This window comes from Bradyrhizobium sp. Ses1, from assembly GCF_059512365.1.
Genome location: NZ_JCAMOQ010000018.1, coordinates 65,134 through 79,199, shown reverse-complemented (window position 1 = coordinate 79,199; position 14,066 = coordinate 65,134). Strand labels below are relative to the sequence as shown.

At 59.5% G+C, this 14,066-nt stretch carries 13 protein-coding genes; 4 read left to right on the top strand and 9 right to left on the bottom strand.

Annotated features, from left to right (window positions below):
* Positions 1-3: 3 nt before the first annotated feature.
* Entirely contained in the window at positions 4-1,197 is a 1,194-nt protein-coding gene (locus AC5ZG5_RS21370; protein ID WP_456643131.1) for a CaiB/BaiF CoA transferase family protein, read from the bottom strand.
* A 320-nt stretch (positions 1,198-1,517) separates the two neighbouring features.
* On the opposite strand from AC5ZG5_RS21370, the gene AC5ZG5_RS21365 reads away from it, so the two are divergent.
* A complete protein-coding gene (locus AC5ZG5_RS21365) occupies positions 1,518-3,083 on the top strand; it encodes an MATE family efflux transporter (protein ID WP_456643130.1) in 1,566 nt (521 codons plus the stop codon).
* Positions 3,084-3,098: 15 nt separating this feature from the next.
* Here AC5ZG5_RS21365 and AC5ZG5_RS21360 read toward each other — a convergent pair whose 3' ends face one another.
* The 6 genes from AC5ZG5_RS21360 to AC5ZG5_RS21335 all read right to left on the bottom strand — a co-directional run bounded on the left by AC5ZG5_RS21360 (position 3,099) and on the right by AC5ZG5_RS21335 (position 9,341).
* Positions 3,099-4,394 carry a glycosyltransferase gene (locus AC5ZG5_RS21360; protein ID WP_456643129.1) on the bottom strand — a complete coding sequence of 432 codons (1,296 nt, stop codon included), beginning with the start codon at positions 4,392-4,394 and terminating at the stop codon, positions 3,099-3,101.
* On the bottom strand, positions 4,313-5,086 hold the full coding sequence (locus AC5ZG5_RS21355) for a class I SAM-dependent DNA methyltransferase (protein ID WP_456643128.1): 774 nt from the start codon (positions 5,084-5,086) through the stop codon (positions 4,313-4,315). Before AC5ZG5_RS21355 ends, AC5ZG5_RS21360 begins: the two co-directional genes overlap by 82 nt.
* Positions 5,083-6,204: a DegT/DnrJ/EryC1/StrS family aminotransferase gene (locus AC5ZG5_RS21350; protein ID WP_456643127.1), complete on the bottom strand. Its 1,122-nt coding sequence runs from the start codon at positions 6,202-6,204 to the stop codon at positions 5,083-5,085. Before AC5ZG5_RS21350 ends, AC5ZG5_RS21355 begins: the two co-directional genes overlap by 4 nt.
* Complete coding sequence (locus AC5ZG5_RS21345; protein ID WP_130223574.1) at positions 6,201-6,647, bottom strand: cupin domain-containing protein; 447 nt, start codon at positions 6,645-6,647, stop codon at positions 6,201-6,203. Before AC5ZG5_RS21345 ends, AC5ZG5_RS21350 begins: the two co-directional genes overlap by 4 nt.
* 117 nt (positions 6,648-6,764) lie before the next feature.
* Positions 6,765-7,943, bottom strand: coding sequence for a CgeB family protein (locus AC5ZG5_RS21340; RefSeq protein WP_456643126.1), 1,179 nt, complete (start codon positions 7,941-7,943; stop codon positions 6,765-6,767).
* Between the two features lie 51 nt (positions 7,944-7,994).
* On the bottom strand, positions 7,995-9,341 hold the full coding sequence (locus AC5ZG5_RS21335; protein ID WP_456643125.1) for a hypothetical protein: 1,347 nt from the start codon (positions 9,339-9,341) through the stop codon (positions 7,995-7,997).
* Positions 9,342-9,490: 149 nt separating this feature from the next.
* On the opposite strand from AC5ZG5_RS21335, the gene AC5ZG5_RS21330 reads away from it, so the two are divergent.
* The 3 genes from AC5ZG5_RS21330 to AC5ZG5_RS21320 all read left to right on the top strand — a co-directional run bounded on the left by AC5ZG5_RS21330 (position 9,491) and on the right by AC5ZG5_RS21320 (position 12,099).
* Positions 9,491-10,021 carry an NUDIX domain-containing protein gene (locus AC5ZG5_RS21330; protein WP_456643124.1) on the top strand — a complete coding sequence of 177 codons (531 nt, stop codon included), beginning with the start codon at positions 9,491-9,493 and terminating at the stop codon, positions 10,019-10,021.
* An 8-nt stretch (positions 10,022-10,029) separates the two neighbouring features.
* On the top strand, positions 10,030-10,869 hold the full coding sequence (locus AC5ZG5_RS21325) for an EamA family transporter (RefSeq protein WP_456643123.1): 840 nt from the start codon (positions 10,030-10,032) through the stop codon (positions 10,867-10,869).
* A 408-nt stretch (positions 10,870-11,277) separates the two neighbouring features.
* Positions 11,278-12,099: a class I SAM-dependent methyltransferase gene (locus tag AC5ZG5_RS21320; protein WP_456643122.1), complete on the top strand. Its 822-nt coding sequence runs from the start codon at positions 11,278-11,280 to the stop codon at positions 12,097-12,099.
* Between the two features lie 9 nt (positions 12,100-12,108).
* Here AC5ZG5_RS21320 and AC5ZG5_RS21315 read toward each other — a convergent pair whose 3' ends face one another.
* Positions 12,109-13,200 carry an ABC transporter ATP-binding protein gene (locus tag AC5ZG5_RS21315; RefSeq protein WP_456643121.1) on the bottom strand — a complete coding sequence of 364 codons (1,092 nt, stop codon included), beginning with the start codon at positions 13,198-13,200 and terminating at the stop codon, positions 12,109-12,111.
* Between the two features lie 10 nt (positions 13,201-13,210).
* Positions 13,211-14,059, bottom strand: a complete 849-nt coding sequence (locus AC5ZG5_RS21310; protein WP_456643120.1) for an ABC transporter permease — start codon at positions 14,057-14,059, stop codon at positions 13,211-13,213.
* Positions 14,060-14,066 lie beyond the last annotated feature (7 nt).

The following is a 14,066-nucleotide window of genomic DNA, read 5'->3' as shown; positions in this document are numbered from 1 at the left end:
GCCTCACACGACTTTGCGCTGCCTGAGCTCGGCGATCTCATCCTTGCTGAAGCCGAACTCCGCCAGCACTTCGTCGGTCTGCTCGCCGAATTCCGGCGGGCGCGCCGCCATGGTGCTTGGCGTCCGTGACAGTGTCACCGGTTGGCCCACCAGTCGGATGTGGCGGTTCTCTGCGTTCGGCACGTCCTGGGCGATGCCGAGATATTTCACTTGCGCATCCTCGAACATCTGGTCGATGGAATAGATCGGGCCGCAGGGCACGCCGGCTGCGTTCAGCTCGTTGACCCAGGTCTCGGTGGATTTCTTATGCGTCAGCTCGTTGATCCTCGCGTTGAGCGCGTCGCGGTTCTTGGAGCGTGCCGGAGCCGTGGCATAGTCGGGATCGCTGATGAGTTCGGGCGCCCCGATCGCCTGTGCGCAGCGTTCCCAGATGCGTCCGCCTGTCGTGGCGATGTTGATGTAACCATCCGACGTCTTGAACACGCCGGTGGGGATCGACGTCGGGTGGTTGTTCCCTGCCTGCTGCGCCACGTCCTTTTCCATCAGCCAGCGCGCGGCCTGGAAATCCAGCATGAAGATCTGCGCCTGCAACAGCGACGTTTGTACCCATTGACCCTCACCCGATACGTCGCGTTCCAGGAGCGCCGTGAGGATGCCGATCGCACAGAACAGGCCAGCGGCAAGGTCGGCAATGGGAATACCGACCCGCATTGGGCCGCCGCCGGGCGCGCCGGTCACTGACATCAATCCGCCCATGCCCTGCGCGATCTGATCGAACCCCGGGCGTTTATGGTAGGGCCCGTCCTGGCCGAAGCCGGAGATGCTGCCATAGACAATGCGCGGATTGATCTGGCGGAGACTCTCGTAGTCGATGCCGAGTTTGGCTTTGACATCAGGCCGGAAATTCTCAACCACAACGTCAGCCTGTTCGGCTAGCCGCTTGAATACTTCGAGGCCTTTCGGATCCTTGAGATTGAGCGTCATCGCGCGCTTGTTGCGGTGCAGGTTCTGGAAGTCCGAGCCATGCCGTGGGCCGCCCGGTTGCTCGCCGCCGGCGTCCTCCGTCAATGCATCGATCTTGATGACGTTGGCACCCCAGTCCGCGAGCTGCCGCACACAGGTGGGGCCGGAGCGGACGCGGGTGAGGTCGAGAACTGTGAATCGGGACAGGGCTTGCGATGCATGCGGGACGGGCATTACGGGGACTCCGGATCGAACGGCGGCGCTACAATAGCGCCGGACAACCTCCCGGCAAGGTCTGCCTCCCGCCAGCAACGGCATGGCGGACTTGATGTTTTGAGTGGCTTGGCGGGGATCGTAAGGGAAGGCGGCCGGGATCTGTTTTAGGGACATCCGCAAGACCGGGTGCGCTTTTCATGTTCGGGTGGCTGCTCCGCGCCAGTGGCCTCTGTGGTCCATGAGAGCCCGCTTGCCGCATGTTTTGGCACGAGGGCCAAGTATCGACATCCCATCGGGTTGCTGCTAGCCCCCTCTGTACGTCAAAGGGGTCCCCGGACTTGATCGAAGAGCCAAACGCGCGCGGCAGAGAGAACGTCCCCGCGGGCATTTCGCCCCCGACCCGGGCACGACGGCTGCTTGCGGGTTGGTCCGCCAGCATTTTCCAGATGGTGCTCGGGATCATCCAACAGGTCGCGCTGGTTCCTGTCTTTCTGCATTTCTGGAGCGGCGAGGAGCTGGCCGCCTGGTTCGTCATCTATGCGATCGGCAACCTTGTGCTGGTTGCTGATGCCGGCCTGCAGCTTCGTGCCATCAATCGCTTCTTCTCATTCAAGTCCAGCGTTGATTGCGACGGCCGCACCACGACATTCTATGCTGCGATAATGCGGCTCTACCTCTGGCTTAGCGTCCTGCTCGTCGGTCTGGTGCTGGCAGCGGCGCTGGCTGTTTCGCCGTCCACGGTGTTCCGGTTCGAGGCGATCGAGAATTTCGATGCTGCCTTTGTGGCGATGACGGCGGGTATGCTGCTCACGCTTCCGGCGGGTCTGGTGTCGGCACTCTATCGGGCGCGGGGCCTGTACGGCCGCGCTGTCTGGTTGCAGAGCTTCGGAACGCTGATCGGACAGGTCGCGCAGTTGGTTGCTATTGTCGTGACAGCGAGCTTGTTTGCCGTCACGTTCGCCTATGTCGCGATGCAGATATTGATTGCGGTCTATCTGATCACCATCGATGCATCGCGCTTGCATCCATTCCTGCGCAAGGCGCGGGGCAGACGTCCCATGCGCTGGATGGTCGGTCAGCTACGCAAGGCCGCGCCGTTCGGAATCGCTGGCGCGACCGAGCTGGCGCTGATGAACCTCCCGGTGCTCCTGGTCAGCGCGCTGGTAGCCGATCGCGTCGCTGTCGCACAATGGGGATTGATCCGCGTTGCGGCTGGGCTATTGCGGGCGCTCTGCCTGCAGGTAACTCTTCCGCTGGCTGCTGAACTCGGCCACGACTATGCTGTTGGTGCGACCGAACGGTTGCGCGCGCTCTATGCCCGCGGTTCGGTATTTGTGGCGGTGCTCGCCAGTGCGGTCGTGTCGGGACTGTTGCCGTTCTGGCCCGATTTCTTCGTGCTCTGGACCCGCGGTGCCATTCCCTACGATCCGTTGCTGGCAAAGACGATGCTGATCGGCACCAGCGTGGCCGCGCCCGCGATCTTGGCGTTAAGCTATGCCAATTACAGCAACCGGGCCGATCTTCTTGTACGCAGCAAGGGGCTGCAGCTCATTGTCTTTCTCGTGCTATCGCTGCTGCTGATCCCTCAACTGGGCCCGCTCGGCGCGGCGGCCGCGATCGTGACGAGCGATCTCCTGGTTCAGTTCGGTCTGTTGACGCTTGTCATCATGCGTCAAACGCTCATGCATCCGTTCCGTCACCTGGCGTTTCTGGCGGGGGTAATGGGTGCGACGATAATCGCAGGCTGGGGGTTGGGAATTATGATCCGCTCCATGATATCCTGGACCGGCATGCAGCGCTTCTTCGCGGAATGTGCGATCTGGCTGGTGGTTGCAGGAGTGGCGGCGATCCCGTTGCTGATCGGAAATATCCGCGAAAAGATAATCGCGACGATCCCCCGATAGGATCGTCCGCGGTCCTCAATAGATCCGAGGGTAGCGGCGGTACCGCAGTCTCAGAAGGTGCTGCGCGAACTCGCGATGTCCGTCGTCAATCTGGCGCGCAAAATATTCGAGCCTCTCTTTGCCCGCGGTGGCGAGCCGGGCACGTTCCTCGGGTAGGCTGGCCTTGACGATGGCTTCCGCCAGCGAAGCGGGATTGTCGTAGTCGAACAGGATGGCGGCATCGCCGGCTTGCGCCTTGAAGGCTTCGGGATAGATCACGGGCGTGCCGACCGACCAGGCTTCGAGCGGCGGCAGATTGGTCGGACCGAAGTAGCTTGCCATCACCAGCGCCGCTGCGTTGCGATAGAGCGGGCCGAGTTCGATAGAGGGAACAAAGCCGAGGATACGCACGCGGTCGCCAAGGCCGAGTTGCGCGGCTAAGGCTTGGATTGCGCTACGCGAACCGCGATCCGATCCACATAGCACCAGCGTTGTCTGTACCCCGTGCTCCTGCAGCAAACTCATCGCCAGCAGGATGGTTGCGTGATTTTTATGAGACCAGAACTGGGCGGGGTAGAAGAGATAGTCGGGCTCAAGCCCGTACTTGCGCAGGATCGCGCCGTCCGCATCCGTTTGCTCGCCAGCCTCACCCGACCGTGTCACATAAGGCGATGGCGAAAACGGGATACAAACCGCGCGATTCCTTTCCATCGCATAACGACGGCACAGCGCGTCAATTACCTCCTCGGCGTTGGCGACGACCAAAGCTGCCTTGGTGCTGGCGCTGCGAAAGACGATTTCGCGGCGTTCGAACTCGGCGAATTCGCGCGCCTCGTCGAATTCCGGCGAATCGCGGTGGCAACCGTCGAATATCGTGACGATGAAAGGCAGCTTGTAGAGCACAAGTTGCCAGTTCGACGTCGTCAGGAAATAGACGATGTCGACCTGCTCCCGGATCAGCCGCTTTTCAAAGGGCGGACACAGATGCAACGCGTACTGCAGGAGATCGAACCATCCGCAGTATTTCAGGAACAGGAACAGCCGGTCGAACCAGCCAATCCGCAACAGCTTGGCCTCGATGCCGAGTTCAGCCAGGATGGCGATATTGTTCGGCTGAGTAGTAAAGACGGTCACACCAATGTCGGCCGTCTTCGCCCAGCCGCGCAGCCATGTGATATCGCTAAGCCCTTGCTGGAAGCCGCCGCCAACCTCGAGCGGCAACTCCAGCACGACGCCAACGTGAAACTGCCTCACGGTTGAACCGTCTTTTTTCTGGCGATAGAGTAAGCCGCCCAGTCTCGCGAGTTCGGCGGGCTGGTCGTCGACAGCCACGCATAGTGACCGATTGGTTCGAAACCGGTCGCGCCGAGAAGCGCCTCGACCTCGAACGGAAACCAGTAGCGGAGGTGGTGTGCTTCGTCGATCCGATGGATCGTCGATTGCGCAACGTCCTCGCAGAACAGCGTGTAGTTGACCTGAACGGTCGCGCTGGCCTCATTATGGTTGGATTGGGCGATCCGGGTGACGCGCAGTGGCGCGCGTTCAACGACCTTGACACGGGTTTCAACGCCTTGCGCGAGTACGGCGCCGCCATACCAATAGTCGAACAGGAGAATACCGCCCGGCTTGAGTGCGATGGCCGCACTCGCCAGCATGTTCTGAAGTCTTCCCCGGCTGGTCTGGTAGCTTGCCACATGGAACAGGGCGACCGCGGCGTCGAAATCCCGCTCCGGGCCGGATTCACAGACGTCCCCCTGCCGGAATCGAACGTGTTCCGAACCGCCTCCCGTGCGCGCCTCGGCCCGGCGGATCATGTCTGCGCTGATGTCGACCCCGGTGACTGTCCATCCCATGCGCGCGAATTCATGGGCGTGTACGCCGGTGCCGCAACCGAGATCGAGCAACGTACCGGGCGTAGCGCCATGACGACGGAGTTGCACGTCCACAAAGGATGCTTCCGCGGCATAATCCTTGTCCTGATAGAGGAGGTCATACCACGGCGCGTAGCGTTCGAAGGCGCTCAAGCAAGGATCTCCTTCAGCGCCTGTGCGGATCGCACGATCTGGTCGTCCGTCAATCCAAGGCCGCTCGGGAGATAGAAGCCGCGGCGCGCGATCCGCTCCGCGTGAGGATGCGAGTCGCTCGCGAACAGGCCGGCTCTGCGCAGGACGGGCTGTTCATGCATGCACCAAAAGAAGGGACGGGTGCCGATGCCCTTGCCGGCAAGCCGGCGCATCGCTTCCTTGGCGTCGAACTCGACCGCGTCTTTCAGGACGACGCCGTACACCCAATAGACGTTGTCAGCGTAATTGGTGCGGGGGATAGGGCGCTGGATCAGATCGAGCCCTTCCAGGAGCTCGTCATAGCGTCGGCCGGTCCGGCGCTTGATGTCGATCATCTCGCCCAGCCGTTCGGTCTGGGCGACGCCGAGCGCGGCCTGCAGGTTGGTCATGCGCGCGTTCCATCCAAGCTCTTCATGGACGAAACGCTGCTCGGGCTTGAAGCAGAGGTTGCGGAGGCTGCGCAGCCGGTCGGCGAGTTGCGCGTCATCGGTCAGGATCATGCCGCCTTCGCCCGTCGTGACGTGCTTGTTCGGATAGAAGCTGAACGTGCTCGCGTCTCCAAAGCTGCCGCAGGGCTGGCCGCGATAAGTCTGGCCGTGCATCTCGGCAGCGTCCTCGATCACGCGAAGGCCATGCTTGCGCGCAAGTTCAAGGATTGGGTCGAGGTCGACCGGCAGGCCGTAGATGTGCACCACCATGATTGCGCGGGTTTTCGAGGTGATCGCTGCTTCTACTGCGTCCGCGGTCATATTCCAGGTGTTCGGATCACAGTCGACCACGACGGGAACAAGTCCGGCGCGGATCACCGCGGATGCGCAACTGATGATCGTAAACGTCGGGATGATGACTTCGCTGCCCGGCTCGAGCGAAAGCGCGTGAACGGCAATATCGAGCGCAACGGATCCGTTGGTGACGGCAATGCCGTGGCGCCGTCCCGCGATCTGCGCCATCGCCGCCTCAAACCGCGGAATGAATGGGCCTTCCGAAGATATCCATCCGGTGCGAACGCACTCGGCCAGATATTCAGCTTCGTTTCCGTTCAGGAGCGGCGTGTTGACTGGAACGAAATCCTGCGTCACGCAACCGGACCCTTGATCCGCCTCACAGCCGCTGGCGCCTCGGGGAAGCGCGTCTTGTCGCCTTCGCCCGCGTAGGGGCCCTGCTTGATTTCAATCATCTCGAGCGGTTCCAGCACCTCGAATCCGTGCGCACCGCTGCACAGAAGAATGATGTCCCCGGCCGAGAGCACGCGGCTCTCCAGATATTCTTCGCTCTCGGTGTAGAAGTCGACCTGCAGCTTGCCTTTCTGGATTACCAGCACTTCCTGGGTGTAGTGAACCTCGCGCGTCACCTTGTTGTGCCGATGCGGCGCAATGCTCTTGCCCTTGGGGTGGCTCATATAGGCAAGCTGCTGCGACAATTCGGGTGTGGAGAAAAACGTGATCCCCGGTTCCCGAAAGGAGGCGCGAACGATGATCGCGTAGAGCTGATCGTTAAAGCGACAGTGTTCGACGCTATCCATCGGCTGGCCGAAAAAGGTGAGTAAAATCAACCGCAAAGCGGCTATTTTGAGGGCAATGTGGCTGCTTTGCCCCCCGGCGTCAAGGAAATATTCCGTCCATCCCGTCGCGCCGGATGGTCACGAATTTTCGACGGCGGCTAGGATTGCGCGGGTACGTTCGCGGTAATTATGCGCCTTCAGCGTGCGGCGCTGACCGGCAGCAGCAATTTCCTTTCGTGCTGCATCGTCCGCGAGATATCGGTCGATCTTTTCAATGCACTCGTCGATGGAGCGCCATGCCACGACTTCGCGGTCAAGGTCGAACAGCGTGTGCAGATTGTCCTTGAAATCAGTAAGCAGGAACGTGCCGACGCCGGTCGCTTCGAAAAGCCGCACATTTCCGGCCTCCTGGCCGGCCATGTCGATGTGGGAGTTCAGCGTGATGCGCGACCGCCGCAGGGCCTGATACATCTCAGTGCCCCAGGCCTCGCCTTGAAAGCAGCGATGCAGCGGAGAGGAGGCGGGGAGGCCCGGCGCGATATTGCCGAACAGCTTGAGATCGTAACGCGCGGCAACTGCCTCCAATAGCGCGATCCGTTGCTGATGATCGGCCGAGACGGTGCCGACGAAGGAGATGTCGATGTCCATGGCCGGTGCGGGAGGTAGCGCATCGTTCACGTAAGGTTCGAAGGCGAGGTGGCTCACTTCGGCGCGGACGCCGAGGCTACGAAAGAAACCCACGGTGGCGGCGAGTTGCGACAGCATCAGATCATAGACCGACCAGTCTTCGCCGCGGGACGGTGCAATTCCGATCTGGCCGACCAGGATCGGCTTGCCGATCCCCTTGATGCGCCGCATCAGGCCGGTATCGGCATGGAAGGTGTCCTGGTTCAGCACTAGATCGGGCCTGAAATCCTCGATCTGGGCGAGCAGGATTCTTTCGGCTTGTTCATCGAGCTTCGGGCTGAGCCCCACCTTGCGGGCGAGCGGCCGCAGCATCGGCTTGAAGGGAGCGACCGCCTGCAGCAGCCAAGCGGGAAGCCTGTTACTGGCGCTCATGGTTGACCCGATGGCTGCCACGGCCATGCCATGCTCCCGAGCCCAGGCCGCCTGCAGCCAAGGGTTGTTGACATGGATCTCCGCCGCGGAATGGCCCTGCGCGGAGAAATTCTTCGAGTAGAAGTCCGCGACACCGAACAGGCTGTTGTTTCGCGCGGCCATTTGGGTGGAGTAGGGTGCAGTTTCAAGTCCCGCCTGGCTACGATAGAGCCGGGCAAGAAACCGCGGGTAGTCGGCGTTGAGGATCAGGATACGCATGATTTGCTGGACGCGTCGTCTTGAACCGGCTGCGCGGGATTGCGTTTCTCCTCAGCGCTCTTCGTCGACTGAATGAAGGTTCTGCGGCGTGATATACCAAAGCAGATACAGGATCGCCAGACCATGCGTGAGCAAGACAGTCGACAGCGGGACGTTGAGCAGCGCCTGAGCCATGATCGCGCTTGAGGTTAGAATAAACCGAGGTGGCAATCCCGCGGACAACCGGCTCCCAAGCGCAATGATTAATCCGCACAGGAAAATGGCAACTGGAGCAAGGTAGGGACCCGCTGATGCGATGCCTTCAGTTGCAAACAACGAGGCATTGAAGAAGCCGAGGTGATAGGTCCCTTCCATCACCACGGACAGCGGGTCTTGGTAAGCACACGGCATGAGGGGTTTGAGGAGCCAAATCTGGCAGAAATAAGTGTAGCTGTGGCTCGAAAAATAGTGGCTGTAAATGTCCAGCGCTACGGAAGGGATCGCGACCATCCGAAAGTTGATCAATAGGAAATACGTCCACGCCCCGAACGCTATCGCAAGCAACCCGACAAGCGTCGGCAGAAGCAACGATAAGACGAGCGATAGCCTCGCTTCAAAAAGCGAAGTCAGAAGCAATATGAAGGCAAGCCAAACTGGTGCGAAGAGGGCGACTTTGGTCAGGGTAACCGGATAAAGAAGAAGCAGAAGTAGCAGGGCGGCCGCCGCTCCCCAACGATTCCCGCGCTCAACGAAGCCCGCGAATGCAAATGGAAGCAGCACGCTCGCATTGACCGAGAGCAGGTACTTAAGCGGTCGGGGAAAATCGAGGTCGTTTCGGAATTCGTAAATCGACGACATCCCGACGAGCCTGAAATTGTAGTATGCGCCGATTGCTACCGTGACTGCGGCAATCAAGAGGATAAATTTGAGCGTGTTGTCGAACGCCCGCTTCGAGAGGGTGAGCCTCCGTCTAACGGGTGAGGAGATCAACAGGGTCGGCAGAACAAAAGCAAAAGTCGCTGCAGCGACTGATGTCCCGTACAGCGCGTGGTCATATTTGAGGTCTGAAAATGAACTCAGCCACATGTAGCCGAGCGCCACCATGTAAAGATAGAACGCTACGATGTAGCCGAAGCTGACGCGGGCAACCCAAAAAAGTGCCGTGATAGGTGCAAGAATGGCAACGGAAACAAGTGCCGCTCGCAGGTTGTTCGGATCGTAGAATATGTGATAGCCGCTAGGATCGAACTTCACAGTGCCGAGCAGCGGGTCAACATATATGAGCTTGGATACAACAACAAGATTCAAGCATTGGACCACGATCTGGATGCACAGAAGTAGAAGCAGCGGATAAGCTGTAGTCCCTCGATTGGACATGCAGGCAAGCTTGCCGATACTATCCTGATATTGCCGCTGCATAGACATGTCTGCTATTGCGCTAGGATCGAGTTCGGTGCTCAAAACAGGAATTCATGTCGTTCACGCGTCCAATGGCTGGCCGTGGCACGGCATGAGGACATGAACGGCCTCTCGGTAGTCGACGCAAGACTAAATGGGGATAAAAGCAAATGCCAGTATCTTCCTACTTGGCCGGGATCAGGGCGAAGGTTGGACACGATCTGGTTGCGCTAACGGCCGTCTCGATCTCCATTTTCGATCCCGACGGGCGTATACTTCTGGCCGAGGACGCCGATACGGGCCTTTGGACACTGCCTGGAGGCGCAATTGATCCGGACGAGCTCCCGTCCGATGCGGCCGTGCGGGAATGCTGGGAGGAAACCGGTCTTCTTATTGACCTCGTCAGAATGATCGGAGTATTCGGTGGTTCGGAATTTCGAGTGGTCTATCCGAACGCCGACATATGCTACTACACCGCAATCGCATTTGAGGGCCGCGTGATAGGTGGTTCTCCATGCCCAGACGGATATGAGACGCTCCGCTTGGGCTATTTCACGAGGGAAGAATGCGATAAGCTAAATTTGTCGCGCTCCAGTCATGTCATTGCCAGTCAGGCTTTTGAGCGGCGGAGTAATCCTTACTTTTCGCCTCCCACCTGGAAGCCTCAAGGCCAGCCAGGCTTGCTGGACAACAGCGGCTAGCGCTAAAGATGGACACAACAGCAGCACTTTTGATGCTGCTTGCAGGCGCCCTTCATGCCGCTTGGCATGTACTGGTCAAAGGCGCGAGCACACCACCGCTGCTCGCCGGCATGGGACTGGTAAGCAGTTCGCTCGTCGTCCCAGTCTTGTTCGTTGTTCCTTGTCCGCCTCCTTCGCTCTGGCCGATTTACCTGATCTCAATATCGCTTCACATCGGCTACAAGCTTTTTCTGGGACTTGCATATGAACAGGGTGACCTGAGTAAGGTCTACCCTCTGATACGAGCGTCGGTGCCAATCTGTGCGACGCTATTGTCATATCTCGTATCCGGGCAGTTGCCAAACACGGGGCAGCTCATCGGCATAGCCCTTGTTTCCGTGGGTGCACTTGGTCTCATCTCAGGAGAGCTACTGTCGGTCATCGGTCTTCGTTTGCCGCTTATATCACTCGCTACGAGCGCGATGATCGCGGGTTACTCGGTAGTGGATGCCTACGGTGCACGAAGCCCAATCGGATGGTTCTCGTTCACGATCTGGCTGATCTTTCTGGACGGCGTCGCATTCGCTGTGGTCGCCCGGGTTGTCCAGGGCAATGCATTGTGGTCTCAACTGAGCAAATTCAGGGTGAGAACTGTCGTCGCGAGCGCGATGGGGACGGGCTCTTTTGCCGTCTTCGTGTGGGCGTTAAGTCTTAGTCCTGTGGCCGTCGTCGCGGCTTTCCGCGAATGCGGTGTCGTTTTCGCGGCGCTTCTCGGCTTTTTCGTGTTGTCGGAACACTTCAACACTCGCAAGCTGCTGGCGGTCGGAATAATCGCGGCCGGTCTGGCGGTGGTCGCCGCCAATCACTAGGCGAAGGGGCGGCACTGCACCGGGCCGGGGCATCCGGCTCTCTTGAATGAGGGCGGTCGAAAGATTGCAAAGGATGCGGTGCCTCTCTGGCCCGTTCCTGAGCTTGCTTCGCGCTCTCTGCCGAAACCTGCACGTTGCCTGAATAGACTCGTGAAAGCCGGATCGGAGCGGGAAAATTCGCGTATACGGCGCGTCCTCCCGCCACGGATGGTGACGAGAGATTTCCGATAGAAAAAGCGCTGCTGCCCGCGAGCGCCTCTGTTATGACTAGGACTGCAAGGACGCTGCGGGTGCGGACGGTCCGGGCAGTCATTCGCTCCTAGTGGCGCGGTCCGTGACGGCCGTGCTAAAGGAGAGTTCGGGACCGCGCCGGCGGTTGCACCAGAGGTTCTTGCACGGAGTGATATGATGGGAATCAACATGGCCATGGTCCATGTGATGGAGAAGTACGGACTGCTTGGGGCCGGCCGCAAAGTGCTTGATTTCGGAAGTTCCAATCTGTACTTCGCAAACACTGGGGAGGTGGTTGATTTCGTGAAACGCCACAATCCTGTGCCCCGGGTGGATCTGGGCGCTTGGGCCGACAGGCTCGCGGCAGGATCGCTTTCCGATGCGTCGGGACAGCCTCTGAACCAGTCGTTTGTCGGCGAGATGCTGGAAGCCGCCAGCATGGAATACGACGCGATCGATATTGCCGATGGCTATAAGACCACGATCGTAGATCTCAACACCTCGCGCCTGCCGAATCGGATGGCCGGTATTTACGACACCGTCCTCAATCACGGCACCAGCGAGCACATCTTAAACCAGATGAATGTGTTTGCTGCCGTGCATGCGGCAACAAGGCCGGGCGGGTTCATCATGCATTTGGTGCCCAGCATCGGATATGTGGACCACGGATACTTTTGCTACACCAGCCGCTTTTTCTTCGACCTCGCCGGATACAATCAGTACGAGGTGATCGATATGTGGTACGAAGGGCCGGCGTCCAACGAGAACATCTTCGCCTCGGCGCGGCAGTATCAAACGTATTTCCCCGTGTTGACGCAGCGCCTCGAAAACATCGGCAAGGTGGAACGCGAGACGGTGCAGGATCGCACCGCCGTGCCAACAATCGCGATCGGCATCATCTATCGTAAGAACCAGGATGTACCGTTTATGGGAACAGTCGAGACCAGCACCAGTGTTGGCCAGCTACCGACCGATCTGATGTCTTCTTATAGCAGCTAGCCCGATCACTTAGTTGTCGGCTACTGCTGCTGAGGCCGTTACTGCGAGTGCACGAGGGCGAATTGCGGCCGGCAGCTCCGGCGAGCCGGCCAGAATCGTCCTGAGGCGATCAATCAGTTCTGTGCGCGAAGGATCCCTCTCGAGAACCGTTAAGATCATTCGTGCCTCAAGCCCTGCATCGACTGGCTTATGCTGAGCAGTCAGGACGCTGACATAACGCTGCAGCATTCCGGCGTCGTCGGGCGCGAGAGTGAGGGCATACCGCAGTCCCTGTTCCTCCAATTCCAGCGGCGGCCGTTCTCCTCGCCGGGCCATGTCAGTTGCCAAGACATAGGCCCGATGCAGCGCCTCGGCGTTGTCGGCGCGGGCCAAGTCGATGACGGACGCGCGATAAGACTCGATCATGTTCTGAGCCGGGCCATCTGAGAGGACCCGACCGTGCTCCAGCAGGATGCATCGATTGCACATGTTGGCAAGCAAGGTCTCTGAATGCGAGGCGATGACCAGGATCGAGGACCTGGCGATCAGATCGTGGAGCTTATGTTCGGCTTTCTGGGCGAACTGGGCGTCGCCGGTCGCTAGACCCTCATCCAGCAGAAGGATCTCCGGATCTACGGACGTGGCGATCGAGAAGCCGAGCCGGGTCAACATGCCCGCAGAATAGATCCTGACGGGCAGGTCGATGTAGTCGCCGAGTTCGGCGAACTCAATGATCTCGTCCATCTTCGCGAGGATACTGCGCCGGCTCAGGCCAAGTTGCAGTCCGCATGTGATCAGATTTTCCCGCCCGGTGCCATCCATGCTTAGACCCGGCATTGTGTTGAACAGGGTCGAAATCCGTCCGACGGAGGTGACCCTGCCGCGGCAGGGAGGATAGGCGCCGGCCAGGAGGCGAAGCATCGTCGACTTACCGGCCCCGTTGTGGCCCATCAATCCTAGGCGATCGCCCTCGCGCAAGTCCAAGGAGATGTCCTGCAGCGCCGTGACCACTCCACGTTTGAAGTCGATGCGGCCGCCTGTTCGCGATATTCCCGCCCTGAGATTTTGCGTCAGCTTAACGGGAAATTCCACCCAGGCATTTTCGACCTTGAGCCGTGCCATTTGCTCGTCCTCAGTACCAGTACGGCAGACGATGGCGCTGTTTGCCGTAGACCCAAAGAGTTGAGAGAGTACCTACAATGAGCGTGATGATGCACCACGTCCAGCTTACAGCTGAAGGGGCTGCGCCCAAGAGAGGCTCGCGTAGAATCTGTACGAGGTGAAAGAGCGGATTGAGGTCAGCCGCCAAACCGAACTGAGGGCCTAACATATCCCTTGGCCAAAACACCGGCGTCGCGAACATCGCAATCTGCATCGCGCTTGCGGTCGCCGGGATTAGATCCCGCCAGCGCAGGCAAGCGATACCCAAAAGGAGACTTATCCATATGCCATTCGCGATAACGAGGACCATGGCCGGAATTGCTAGCAGGCCCACCCATCCCGGAGACGTCAATGTACCAACCATTACGACAACGTAAAACACAAACTGATGGGCGAACAGCAACAGGCTGCGCCAGACGTGAGCAAACGCGAATGCGATGTATGGGAATCGCATCGAGAGCGCTGTGGCCTGCCCGGAAACCAGGATGCCAGTTCCCTCTGTGACGAAGGAGGCGATGAGACCCCAGACAATCATGCCGGCGGTGACGTAGCGGAAATAGTGGTAGGGGTCTTGTTTTAGGATCGTGCTCCATAGCAAACCCATAACCAGTACAAAGAACGCGAGACTGAAGGTATGCCAGAAGGGGCCGATGCGGGTGCGTCGAAATCTCCAGACGATATCGATCCAGCCTGCGTGCAACCAGACCGACGCCAGCCGCACGGCATCCGCCACGTCGGAGAATGCGACGGAGAACGGGCCGCCAGGCGAAGGGGAGATCACCACCCGATCCGTGGCACTCGATGTCGTGTGCACTGTCATTTTGTTC